Source organism: Enterobacter sp. 725m/11, from assembly GCF_011683705.1.
Classification (GTDB): domain Bacteria; phylum Pseudomonadota; class Gammaproteobacteria; order Enterobacterales; family Enterobacteriaceae; genus Enterobacter; species Enterobacter bugandensis.
This window is the reverse complement of the sequence record NZ_JAAQOK010000037.1, coordinates 37,540-48,955: the sequence shown is the minus strand read 5'-3', so window position 1 is coordinate 48,955 and position 11,416 is coordinate 37,540. Positions and strand designations below refer to the sequence as shown.

General features: G+C 59.6%; 9 protein-coding genes and 1 pseudogene. 3 read left to right on the top strand and 7 right to left on the bottom strand.

What is annotated here, in order from left to right:
- Window positions 1-34 precede the first annotated feature (34 nt).
- Window positions 35-772: pseudogene (locus tag HBA26_RS16295) on the bottom strand (tryptophan--tRNA ligase); the annotation flags it as partial.
- Window positions 773-971: 199 nt separating this feature from the next.
- Between HBA26_RS16295 and fosA the strand changes: the two are divergent.
- Entirely contained in the window at window positions 972-1,397 is a 426-nt protein-coding gene (fosA, locus tag HBA26_RS16290; RefSeq protein ID WP_126345401.1) for a FosA/FosA2 family fosfomycin resistance glutathione transferase, read from the top strand.
- Here the strand turns inward: fosA and HBA26_RS16285 are convergent.
- The gene (locus HBA26_RS16285) at window positions 1,383-2,390 is read right to left on the bottom strand and encodes a LacI family DNA-binding transcriptional regulator (protein WP_126345402.1); all 1,008 of its coding nucleotides are present in this window, start codon (window positions 2,388-2,390) and stop codon (window positions 1,383-1,385) included. The genes fosA and HBA26_RS16285 overlap by 15 nt on opposite strands.
- A gap of 185 nt (window positions 2,391-2,575) precedes the next feature.
- Between HBA26_RS16285 and HBA26_RS16280 the strand changes: the two genes are divergently transcribed.
- Both HBA26_RS16280 and HBA26_RS16275 read left to right on the top strand, forming a co-directional pair.
- Window positions 2,576-3,664: a cellulase family glycosylhydrolase gene (locus HBA26_RS16280; RefSeq protein ID WP_063942943.1), complete on the top strand. Its 1,089-nt coding sequence runs from the start codon at window positions 2,576-2,578 to the stop codon at window positions 3,662-3,664.
- A 45-nt stretch (window positions 3,665-3,709) separates the two neighbouring features.
- Window positions 3,710-5,104: an MFS transporter gene (locus HBA26_RS16275; RefSeq protein WP_241235450.1), complete on the top strand. Its 1,395-nt coding sequence runs from the start codon at window positions 3,710-3,712 to the stop codon at window positions 5,102-5,104.
- Window positions 5,105-5,140: 36 nt separating this feature from the next.
- Here HBA26_RS16275 and HBA26_RS22940 read toward each other — a convergent pair whose 3' ends face one another.
- The 5 genes from HBA26_RS22940 to HBA26_RS16250 form a co-directional block, all read right to left on the bottom strand.
- On the bottom strand, window positions 5,141-6,382 hold the full coding sequence (locus tag HBA26_RS22940; RefSeq protein WP_223824771.1) for a hypothetical protein: 1,242 nt from the start codon (window positions 6,380-6,382) through the stop codon (window positions 5,141-5,143).
- A 125-nt stretch (window positions 6,383-6,507) separates the two neighbouring features.
- On the bottom strand, window positions 6,508-7,329 hold the full coding sequence (locus HBA26_RS16265) for an alpha/beta hydrolase (RefSeq protein WP_126345403.1): 822 nt from the start codon (window positions 7,327-7,329) through the stop codon (window positions 6,508-6,510).
- 30 nt (window positions 7,330-7,359) lie between these two features.
- Window positions 7,360-8,979, bottom strand: coding sequence for an MFS transporter (locus HBA26_RS16260; RefSeq protein WP_126345404.1), 1,620 nt, complete (start codon window positions 8,977-8,979; stop codon window positions 7,360-7,362).
- Complete coding sequence (locus HBA26_RS16255; RefSeq protein WP_126345405.1) at window positions 8,976-9,383, bottom strand: DoxX family protein; 408 nt, start codon at window positions 9,381-9,383, stop codon at window positions 8,976-8,978. Before HBA26_RS16255 ends, HBA26_RS16260 begins: the two co-directional genes overlap by 4 nt.
- On the bottom strand, window positions 9,383-11,254 hold the full coding sequence (locus HBA26_RS16250; protein WP_126345406.1) for an amidohydrolase: 1,872 nt from the start codon (window positions 11,252-11,254) through the stop codon (window positions 9,383-9,385). The genes HBA26_RS16255 and HBA26_RS16250 overlap by 1 nt, the downstream gene beginning before the upstream one ends.
- Between the last annotated feature and the right edge of the window lie 162 nt (window positions 11,255-11,416).

Sequence of the window (11,416 nt, the reverse complement as noted above, 5' to 3'; positions counted from 1 at the left end):
TCCGGCGTCGGCAGCGTCAGATGTGTATAAGAGACAGGTACGTAAACACCACGTTCCCCTCAATCTGCCCCGGGTCGCTCACCTTCAGGTGGTTCGGGTCGGTGTACATCGCGCTGACCGCACGGTGAATGGTCTCTTCACTGGCCGAAAGATGCAGCGTGTTGCCCAGCGATTTCGACATCTTGGCGCTGCCGTCGATACCGGGCAGGCGGCTGGTATCGCTCAGCATCGCCTTGCAGTGGCGCAGCACCGGAGCGGGCAGCAGGCTATTCATCTTGTGCACAATCTCGTTGGTCTGCTCAATCATCGGCAGCTGGTCGTCGCCGACGGGCACGCACTCGGCCTTGAACGCGGTGATGTCCGCCGCCTGGCTGATGGGGTAGGCCATAAACCCGACCGGCAGCGAGCGGGCGAAGCCCTTCTGTGCAATCTCGTTTTTCACCGTCGGGTTACGCTCCACGCGGGCGACGGTGACGATGTTCATATACAGCATCGTCAGCTCGGCGAGGGCGGGCAGGGCGGACTGCAGGCAGATCGTGGTCATGTTCGGGTCGATGCCGGCGGCGAGGTAGTCGGCCAGCACTTCGGGGATGTTGTCGCGAATTTTTTGCGGGTTGCTGCCGTTGTCGGTCAGCCCCTGCAGGTCGGCAATCAGCACAAACTGGTTGTGTGTGTGCTGGAGCGCCACGCGCTGGCGCAGCGATCCGACGAAGTGGCCGAGGTGCAGCGGGCCGGTTGGGCGATCGCCGGTGAGGATGGTGGGTGCGTTCATAAAGACTCCTTAACGTTGTAATGCCGAAAGGGGTCTTAGAAAAGTGAAAGCCGCCTTTCGGCGGCTATCTGAAAATGGGGAAAACTACTCCGTGCCGCCTTTAAGAAGGCAGCCACCAGCGGTTTACGGTGAGGACGGCGTGGTTTATGTTCATCTCTTTACCGTACCACGTCCGGCGCGAAAAACAAAAGGGCACGTCATGCTGCAATCTCTCAACCACCTGACCCTCGCGGTCAGCGACCTGCAAAAAAGCGTCACCTTCTGGCACGAACTGCTTGGTCTGACGCTGCACGCCCGCTGGAATACAGGGGCCTATCTCACCTGCGGCGATCTGTGGATCTGCCTGTCGTACGACGAGGCGCGCCGGTATGTGCCGCCGCAGGAGAGCGACTACACCCACTACGCGTTTACCGTGGCGGAAGAGGATTTTGAACCGTTCTCGCAAAGGCTTGAGCAGGCGGGCGTCACCGTCTGGAAGCAGAACAAAAGCGAGGGGGCGTCGTTCTATTTTCTCGACCCGGACGGGCATAAGCTGGAGCTGCACGTGGGCAGCCTCGCCGCGCGGCTGGCGGCGTGTCGCGAGAAGCCCTACGCGGGCATGGTGTTTACCTCAGACGAGGCTTGATGCGCGCACTTTCAGCCTGCCCGCCAGCGTCACGTGCGTGGCGGCATCTTCCTCATTGCACAGGTACTCCACCGCCAGCCGTCCCAGCTCGCTGTAGGGCAGTTGAATACTGGTCAGCGGCGGGGTGAGCTGCTCGGAGATCTTCTGGTCGTCGTAGCCCGCCAGCAGCATGTCCTGCGGAATGCGCACGCCGTTCACCGCCAGCGCCTGATAGCAGCCAATCGCCAGCCAGTCGCTGGCGCAGAAGATGGCGTCCGGGCGTTCGGCCAGTTCCAGCAGAGAGGTGGTGGCGGTAAAGGACTCGCTGAACTGCCAGTTGGTCTGGCGCACCAGGCCGTCGTCGCACGCGAGTCCGGCCTGCTGTAGCGCCGCCTGGTAGCCTGCCAGTCGCTGGCGGGAGGCCTCCATCCAGCTCTCGCCGGTGATGTGGGCGATGCGCGTGGCCCCGCAGGCGATGAGGTGTTTAGTGACCTGGAAGGCGTTTGCGTAGTCGTCCGGGATAAACGACGGCAGCAGCGGCGAGCCGGGGTCTCGCTGGTTGAGTAGCACCAGCGGGATGCGGGTACAGTCGTGAAACGCCGTCATGTCCACCAGCGTGGTGACCGGAGAGGCGAGAATAATCCCGATGCAGTTGCGCTTCTCCAGCTGGCGGATAATGTTCAGCGCCAGCTCGATGTCGTCGCCGTAGTCGTAGACGGTGAGCAGGGTCTCGTTGCGCCACGCCGCTTCCCGCGCCTGGCTGATGGCGTCGATAAACGGGTCAAAGCTCTGCAGCGAGCTGACCAGCAGGGCGATCTCTTCCTGGTTGCGCGGCGCGTGAACGGTGGGGAGGCGGTCGTAGCCGAGCTCGGTGGCGACGCTAATCACCCGCTGGCGGGTGTCGTCGCTGAGCTTGATGTTGCGGGCCTGGTTAAGCACCAGCGATACCGTCGCCTGCGACACCCCTGCCGCCCGCGCAATATCATTCATCGTCACTTTTGTTTTTCGCTTCATCCGTCCTCTCCCTTTCGCGACTTCGCATCATACCCTAACCGCACGCTTTAGCGCCGTCGATCACGTTTCTCATTCATCGAAGCGTGAACTTTGTGAGGGGCATCGCTTTTCTAAACGCCGTGATTTGCGCATTTATCCCGCAGCTAATATTTATTAGCTAAACATTATCAGTAAGAGGATGCGTAATGAAAGAGCAGTGGAGCAGGGAGCAGGCACAGGCGTGGTATGAGCAAAAAGGCTGGCTGTGCGGGTTTAACTATTTGCCGTCGACGGCGGTGAACTGGACCGATATCTGGCAGGCAGAGACCTTCGATGCCGCAACCATTGACCGCGAGCTGGGCTGGGCGGCGGAGGCGGGCTACAACACCCTGCGCATCAACCTGCCGTTTATCGTCTGGGAGCATGACCGCGACGGGCTGATGGCGCGCATCGACCGCTTTTTGACGATTGCCGACGGTCACGGGTTCAGCACCATGCTGACCCTGATGGACGACTGCGGCTTCTCCGGCGACGAGCCGTACCTCGGCCCGCAAAAGCCGCCCGTTCCGGGCAAGCACAACAGCCAGGCGGCGGCGAGCCCCGGTCGCGATAAGGTGTGCGATCCCGACTGCTGGGCAGACATTGAACGCTATATCCGCGACGTTGTCCGCCAGTTCCGCGACGATAAGCGCGTGCTGCTGTGGGATCTGTATAACGAGCCGGGCAACCGCGGCATTTTCGCGACGGGCACGCAGGAGGTGCAGTACGACGCGAAGCTGGAGACCTGCGCCCACGCGCTGATGAAGCTGGCGTTCCAGTGGGTGCGTGAAGAAGACCCGACCCAGCCGCTCACCGTCTGCGCGTGGCGCGTCCCGCCGGAAGAGGAGGGCGAGACGTTCTTCCAGCACCCGCTGGACCAGACCGCGCTGGCGCTCTCGGACGTGGTGAGCTTCCACGCCTACACCCACACGGGGCGCATGACGGCGATGATTCAGCAGCTGCAAAAGCTCGGTCGCCCGCTGTTCTGCACCGAATGGCTGGCGCGCCACGTGGGCAGCACCATCGAAGAGCAGCTTCCTCTGATGTACATGGCGAAGGTTGCGCCCTATCAGTGGGGGCTGGTGCGCGGCAAGACCCAGACGTGGCTGCCGTGGCCGGTAGTGATGAAGGAGTCCACGGACTATTGTCGCCTCTGGTTCCACGACGTGTTTGAGGAGAACGGGATTCCGTTCTCACGCGCTGAAATTGCGCTGATGAAGAAGCTGCGCAAAATCGCCCCGAATCCGCAGGGCTAATAATAACGACCCGGCGCGCTGTCGCCGGGCAACCAGGTACGCACTATGGCAACGACAATGAAAATACCGTCTCGCGAGTTGTGGTCTTATTTTGGCTATGGTTTAGGTCAGTGTTTTAGCTTTGGTTTAGTGGGTTCGTTTATTAACTATTTTTACACCGACGTGCTGGGGATCTCGGCGCTGGCGGCGAGCACCATCTTCCTGATTGCCCGCGCGTGGGACGCGGTTCACGATCCGCTGTTTGCCAGCATAATGGACACCATTAACAGCCGGTTCGGCAAGTTTCGCCACTTTTTGCTGATCGCGCCGCTGCTGATTACCGGCGTCACGCTGCTGTCGTTCTATAAAATCGAAGCGGACATGACCACCAAAATCCTCTACGCCGGGGTGACGTATATCCTGTGGGGGACGCTGTACGCCATCTCCGATATCCCGTTCTGGTCGATGTCGTCGGTGATGACCAACGACTCCGCCCAGCGCACCCGCGCGGTGACGGCGGCAATGCTCGGGGTGAACGCCGGGATTGCCTGCGCCAATATCTTCTTCCCGAAGCTGGCGGCGTTCTTCGCCCAGTACAGCAACGATAAAGGCTACTTTATGGCGGCGCTGGTGATGATGCTGGTGGGCCTGCCGCTGATGCTCAACGGCTTTATGCAGATCAAAGAGCGCGTACCGCCGAGCCCGGAAAAGGTGACCATTCGCGACACCTTCCACAACCTGCGCCAGAACAAGCCGCTGTTTATCGTCCTGCTGTCGTTCTTTTTCTGCGTGTTCCACAACGTGGCGGGCGGGCTGTATATCTACTTCTTTATCAACAACCTGGGCGACGGCAGCCTGCAGATGGCGATTGGCGTGATGGGCATTGTGGCGGCGGTGCTGTGCCTGGTCGCCCCGATGCTGACGCGCCGGATGCAGAAGCGGAAGCTATTTATGATCCTCTGCGGGCTGGACGTGGCGGTGCGCGTGGTGATGTGGTTTGTCGGGTATCAACAGGTGACGATGCTGTTTATTCTGCTCGGCCTGAGCACCCTGTTCGTGATGATGACCAACATCCTCACCTCGTCGATGATTGCCGACACCATCGAGTACGCGGAGTACCACACCCACAAGCGCTGCGCGGCGATCACCTTCTCCGGGCAGACCTTTACCGGCAAGATGTCGGTGGCGGTGGGCGGCGGGCTCATCGGCGTGTTTCTGACGATAATTGGCTACGTGCCGCAGGCGCAAATCCAGAGCGAAGGCGTGCTGTCTGGGCTGTTCTTCGGGATTTGCCTGCTGCCGGCGATTGGGTCGCTGATCCGCATGGGCTTTATGTCGCGCTTTACCTTTACCGAGGAGAAGCATGCGGAGGTTTGTCGGTTGCTGGCGGAGCGCGAGCACGGCGTTGTACAACGCGGTGAGCCTGGGCAGAAGCATGAGCCTCCGCTTACGGTGAATTGATTAAGTAGCGCCCGCGCTGCGGGCGTTTCTTAAAAGCTACTTGATATCATGAAGCAACTTTAATAAAAGGCTATCATCGGTAGATTTAATTTTCTGAAAATAAACAGGCTCAGCTATAGGCGAATCCCATTGATGTATCTCATCCTTCTTAAACGGGATACATTTCATAGCGGTGTTTTTTAACCGTTTTATGCGAAGGTCATATTCGTCAAAGTTGTCTGGCGTAGTTTTCAGGCTCAGCGATCTGGCATGATTGATTTGCGTAGGGCAAATAAGCTGAATGTTTCCAAGCGAGAAAATGTTTACGCCGGTGATAAAGAATCTCGAAGGGATATCTTTATAGTAACGTGTGTTCCATGTTAAACCATCAAACATCGCTGGCGGGTGAGTGTGAGTATCTATGTAATATTGATGTGTGCGCCAGTCGCTAATGCCGGAAAGGTTCATGGTCATGTTAATGATCATATTGGGGGTGGGGCGGAAAATCATTGTCAGGACAAGCATGCTGACAGGAATAATAATTAGTGTATAAGTGATTATTTGCAATAAACTTTTATTTTTCTTTTCGTTTATCAGGATCATTCCTGGGAAAATACCCACAATAATCATCGCGACCGAGAGTGCAAGGAAAATGATAACCTGTAATAACGTATTACTTTCTTCGCTAAAATCTAGTTGACCCGCGATAAAAATGAGTGGGAAGATTTGTGTAAATGCAGGGGCAATCAATAACAGAGGCAGCCAGTTTCTGACGGCGTTTTTCTGTAAATATTTTACATCACGCGTATCATCAACATCCTTATATGACTGAACGTTGAACATAAGCCTGTAGGATAAGCCATACGATGCGGCCAGTATTATGGCTATCGCTAAGGCAAGAACGATAAAACCATTTATATCAAGAAAAAATTGTAAGCAGAACGCTCCGATAAGCACAACGCACATCACAACGCTATTACCAAAACAGATTGAGGTAAAGCTATGTGTCAAACCTTCGTATTTAACAAACTCTTTCTCATGTGCGGTGTAAATTAAGTAAGCAAGGAAAGATGAGATAAAAATGACAAGGCTGAAACCAAGTAGTGAGACAAGGGTAAACCCAAATATTATTCCTACTGCGCTACTCACGCTCAACGCATCATATAAAATATCAAGCCGGTCAATATTCGCAAGATAGAACCATATAACGCTAAATGTACAGGCTGTGACAAATGAAGAGGATGTTAAAATAGCGATGATAAACTTTCGTGTTAGCCGCTTAAGAAACTGGATATTCATCTTATGTAGTCTCCCTTTGAAATGAAGGAATACTAGTCACAAGGGAGAGGGAGTTCTACGCTCAAATTTAGTATGCCGGGAAGTGCATATTCAGGCTGACGCCTGCTGGCGTCAGCCCCGGGACCTTACAGCGACTTCACAAACGCCAGCAGATCTTCGTTGAGCTGATCCTGGTGGGTCAGCGCGAAGCCGTGCGGCGCGTTGTCGTACACCTTCAGCGTGGCGTTTTTGATCATCTCCGCCGCCAGCTTGCCGGTGCTTTCAAACGGCACGATCTGGTCGTTGCTGCCGTGGATCACCAGCGTCGGCACGTCGATTTTCGCCATATCCGGGCGGAAGTCGGTTTCGCCGAACGCGGTCACGCAGTCGATGGTGCCCTTCAGGGATGCCAGCAGGGCGATGTTCAGCGTCTGGGTCAGCGCGCCTGCGGAAACGGTCTGCCCTGCGTTGATGCCGTAGAACGGCGTGGCGAAGTCGCTGATGAACTGGGCGCGATCTTTACGTAGTCCGTCGCGAATGCCGTCGAACACGCTCTGATCCACGCCCTGCGGGAAGGAGTCGGATTTACCAAAGATCGGCGTGACCGCGCCCAGCAGCGCCAGACCGGCCACGCGCCCGCTGCCGTAGTTGTTGATGTAGCGGGTCACGTCGCCGCCGCCCATGGAGAAGCCCACCAGCGTCACGTCCTGGAGGTCCAGGGTGGTGATCAGGTCGTTAATGTCGGACGCAAAGGTATCGTAGTCGTAGCCGTTCCACGGCTGATCCGAGCGGCCAAAGCCGCGACGGTCAAAGGCGATGGCGCGGAAGCCGCGCTCCGCCAGGTAGTTCAGCTGGCTATCCCACATGTCGCCGTCCAGCGGCCAGCCGTGGCTGAAGAGAACCGGTTTGCCCGCGCCGCAGTCTTTGTAGTAAATCTGCGTGCCGTCTTTTGCCTTAAACGTTGCCATAGTGTGTTCCTGTACAGGTGATGGTTATGGTTATACCGGCGCGACCAGATAGCGAATTGCCGGTGATGTTGTGCCCTGATGAAAAGCCAGAACGCGGCTCTGCAGCAGGAGGTCATTCATGGTGTGGCGCTCCTGCTGGCGCAGATGCTCAATCCACGAGCCCATCAGGAAGGTCTCAATAAACAGGCCGGGGCGCTCAATATCCTCGTACACCGCCCAGCTCATCGCCCCGGCGCGGCGGCGCACCCGGCGCAGCTCGTGTACCGCCTCCAGGAAGGTTTTCGCGTTCTGCGGGTCTATGATGTACTCGTGCGACACCAGCACCGGGCCGCGCTCGTTCGGCAGCTCAATCTCCACGCCGTCCAGCGGCTGGCCGCTCAGGTCGAGGTTCAAATCAGGATCTTTCTCCAGCTTCCAGCGGAACACCGTTGCACTTGCCAGCACCATCCCCAGCGTGGCGACAACCAGCGAGGTTGGGGTGCCAAACTGAGAGGCGATCTGCCCCCAGATGGCGCTGCCCGTGGTCATCGAGCCGAAGAACACCGTCAGGTAGACCGCCAGCGCCCGGGCCTTCACCCAGCGGGCGGCGCTGCGCTGCGCGCCGAGGTTGAGGGTGGAGAGCACCGCAATCCACGCGAAGCCGGTGAAGAACTCAAACAGGTTCAGCAGCCAGACGTGGCGCACGAACGCCAGCGCCAGCATGGTGAGGGCAAAAACCAGGCTCGCGGCCACCATCAGCCGATCGGCGTTCAGCCGCTGGCGCAGGCGCGGCAGCAGGATCGCCCCGGCAATCGCCCCCAGACCAATGCACGCCAGCATCACGCCGTAGCCCGCCGGGCCTAAGCCCAGCTCGCGGCGCGCCACCAGCGGCAGCAGTGCCCAGCCCGCGCTGCCGAAAACGAAGAAGGCCACGGTGCGCACCAGCACGTTGCGCAGCACTGGCGCGGCGTGCACGTAGCGAATGCCGGAGCGCACCGCGGAGAAGAAGTGCTCCGGCGGCAGGCGCTGCACGGACGGGGCCGGACGCCAGCGCCACAGCACCCACGCTACGCCCACCACGGACAGCGCGTTCAGGGCAAACACCATCCACGGCCCGGCGAGCGAAAGCAGAAAACCGCCCAGCGCGGGGCCAATCGCCCGGCTGATGTTCACCCCGAGCGAGTTCAGCGCCACGGCGGCACCCAGCTCCGGCTTGCTCACCAGATCGGGCACCACGGCCTGGAACGGCGGCGAGCTCATCGCCGCGCCCACGCTCAGCAGGAACGTCGCCACCAGCAGAACGGTAGGGGTGACGTGTCCGGTGAAGGAGAGCACCGTCAGCCCGGCGGCGGCGATGAACACCCATAATTGAGAGAAGAGCAGGTATTTACGCCGGTCAACGATGTCCGCCATCACCCCGGACGGCAGTGCGAAGAGGAACATCGGCAGGCTGCTGGCGGCCTGCACCAGCGCGATATCCAGCGGGTCGGCGCTGAGCGTGAGCATGCTCCAGTTGATGCCGACGTCGCTCATCCATGAGCCGACGTTAGAGACCACCGTGGCGATCCACAGCATGCGGAACACCGGCTGGCTCAGCGGCTGCCAGGGCGAAACCGCCCGCGCGGGCGTCGTCTCAACGTGTGCGTCGCGAACGTCGTTAACCTGGGTCATGCGAACCTCTCCGTTGCCTTACGCTGCAGCCGCCACTGGCCCGGCCCGGTGAGGGCGAGAGTGGTGAAGATAATTAGCAGCAGCCAGCCAAACTGCCCTTCGGCAATCGACCAGTCCGGGTGTACCGCCAGCATCGCCACCAGCAGCACGGCGATAATCGGCAGGCACGCCAGGCGGGTGAAGACGCCCGCAATGATCAACAGCGGGCAGATGACTTCGGCGACGATCGCCGGGATCAGGCTCGCGTAAGGCCCGAAGCCGAACGGATCTTCAATACGCGTCAGCTCTTCGCTGAAGTGCAGCACCTTCGGCAGGCCGTGCACGTAGAGCAGCAGCAGGCTGCCGGTGAGGCGCAGGAAGAACAGCCCCAGGTCGACCCGAGGAGGCATAGTAGTGTTTTTCATCAGAATGCAAAGCAGCTGCAGCCCAGCGCCCCCCAGAAAGCGTTATCGTCGGACACCGGCATCTCTGACGTGCGGGCGAAATCATGCTGGTGGCTGTGAACCCCGCACGGGCCGCTGCAGTGGTGAGCCACACTCAAGCCGACGCGCGTGGCCTGCGGCGGCGCGCTGCGGTAGTGGCCCGGCACCTTCACCACCGGGGACCACTCGGGCAGAACCGGAATGGCCGGTGGCGCGAGCGGGCCAAAGCTGCCTGCGGCATAGACGATGTCGCCGTTCACCACGGTGAGGACGGACTCGATGCCCTTGATCTCCTCTTCCGGCACGCGGAAGTAGTCTTTGCTGAGCACCGCCAGGTCGGCGAGCTGGCCGACCTTGATCTGCCCCTTCTGGTTCTGCTCGCTGGAGAACCACGCGCTGCCCTGGGTCCAGAGCATCAGGGCGGTATCGCGGTCCAGACGGGCGCTGTGATCGTACATCTGCATCCCGCCGACGGTGCGGCCGGAGACCAGCCAGTAGAGCGCGGTCCACGGGTTATAGCTCGCCACGCGGGTGGCGTCCGTCCCTAAGCCCACCGGTACGCCGGTCTCGAGCATTTTTGCCACCGGCGGCGTGTGGCGGGTGGCTTCGATGCCATAGCGCTCGGCAAAGTACTCCCCCTGGAAGGCCATGCGGTGCTGGACGGCAATGCCACCGCCCAGCGCTTTGATGCGGTCGATGTTGGCCTGGGTAACGGTTTCCGCATGGTCGAAGAACCAGTGCAGGCCGTTGAACGGAATGTCGCGGTTAACTTTTTCGAACACGTCCAGCATGCGGCTGATGGATTCGTTGTAGGTGGCGTGCAGGCGGAACGGCCAGCGGTGCTCCACCAGATGGCGCACCACGCGCTCCAGCTCGTCCTCCATGCCCGGCGCGAGGTCCGGACGCGGCTCGAGGAAGTCTTCAAAATCGGCGGCGGAGAAGACCAGCATCTCGCCCGCGCCGTTGTGGCGGAAGAAGTCGCTGCCCTGGCCCGGCGTGAGCATGTCGGTCCATTTTTCAAAGTCTTCCAGCTCGTGGCCCGGACGCTGGGTAAACAGGTTATAGGCGATGCGGATGGTCATCTGCTTTTTCTCGTGCAGCTCGGCAATCACCTCGTAATCTTCCGGGTAGTTCTGGAAGCCGCCGCCCGCGTCGATGGCGCTGGTCAGCCCCAGACGGTTCAGCTCGCGCATAAACTGACGGGTGGAGTTAACCTGCTGCTCCAGCGGCAGCTTCGGCCCTTTGGCCAGCGTGGCGTAGAGGATCATGGCGTTCGGACGGGCAATCAGCATCCCGGTCGGGTTGCCGTTGGCGTCGCGCTGGATCTCGCCGCCCGGCGGGTTGGGCGTCTCTTTGGTGTAGCCGACCACCTTCAGCGCGGCGCGGTTGAGCAGGGCGCGGTCGTACAGGTGCAGAATGAAGACCGGGGTATCCGGCGCGGCGTCGTTAATCTCATCCAGCGTCGGCATGCGGCGCTCGGCAAACTGGAACTCGCTCCAGCCGCCCACCACGCGCACCCACTGGGGCGACGGCGTGCGCAGGGCCTGCTCTTTCAGCATCCGCAGGGCGTCGGCCAGGGACGGCACGCCTTCCCAGCGCAGCTCGAGGTTGTAGTTCAGCCCGCCGCGGATCAGGTGCAGGTGCGAGTCGTTCAGGCCGGGGATCGCGGTGTGGCCTTTCAAATCCACCACCTTAGTGCCGTCGCAGTGGTGCTGCATCACCTCGGCGACGGTACCCACTTCCAGAAATTTTCCATCGCGCACGGCAACGGCTTCCGCGACAGGGTTCTCGCGATCGACGGTGTGAAACTGGCCGTTAACCAGAATAAGATCGGCTTTACCGAGGGTAACCATAACTGCTCCTGACTGAGAGGGGGAATGGTCAGGATTATGGGAACCGGTTTCGGCAAAGATCCAGTTATACAATAGGATAGGTATACCAAAGTATAACTATACCTAAGGTTAACTATACGAAGAGATAATTACGCGCGGCGACGGAAAATCGCAGGATGAGGG

What these genes read in the sequence shown, in the direction of transcription:
- fosA (WP_126345401.1), top strand. Translation starts at nt 972, where the DNA reads ATGCTGCAATCTCTCAACCACCTGACCCTCGCGGTCAGCGACCTGCAA.
- HBA26_RS16285 (WP_126345402.1), bottom strand. Translation starts at nt 2,390, where the DNA reads ATGAAGCGAAAAACAAAAGTGACGATGAATGATATTGCGCGGGCGGCA.
- HBA26_RS16280 (WP_063942943.1), top strand. Translation starts at nt 2,576, where the DNA reads ATGAAAGAGCAGTGGAGCAGGGAGCAGGCACAGGCGTGGTATGAGCAA.
- HBA26_RS16275 (WP_241235450.1), top strand. Translation starts at nt 3,710, where the DNA reads ATGGCAACGACAATGAAAATACCGTCTCGCGAGTTGTGGTCTTATTTT.
- HBA26_RS22940 (WP_223824771.1), bottom strand. Translation starts at nt 6,382, where the DNA reads ATGAATATCCAGTTTCTTAAGCGGCTAACACGAAAGTTTATCATCGCT.
- HBA26_RS16265 (WP_126345403.1), bottom strand. Translation starts at nt 7,329, where the DNA reads ATGGCAACGTTTAAGGCAAAAGACGGCACGCAGATTTACTACAAAGAC.
- HBA26_RS16260 (WP_126345404.1), bottom strand. Translation starts at nt 8,979, where the DNA reads ATGACCCAGGTTAACGACGTTCGCGACGCACACGTTGAGACGACGCCC.
- HBA26_RS16255 (WP_126345405.1), bottom strand. Translation starts at nt 9,383, where the DNA reads ATGAAAAACACTACTATGCCTCCTCGGGTCGACCTGGGGCTGTTCTTC.
- HBA26_RS16250 (WP_126345406.1), bottom strand. Translation starts at nt 11,254, where the DNA reads ATGGTTACCCTCGGTAAAGCCGATCTTATTCTGGTTAACGGCCAGTTT.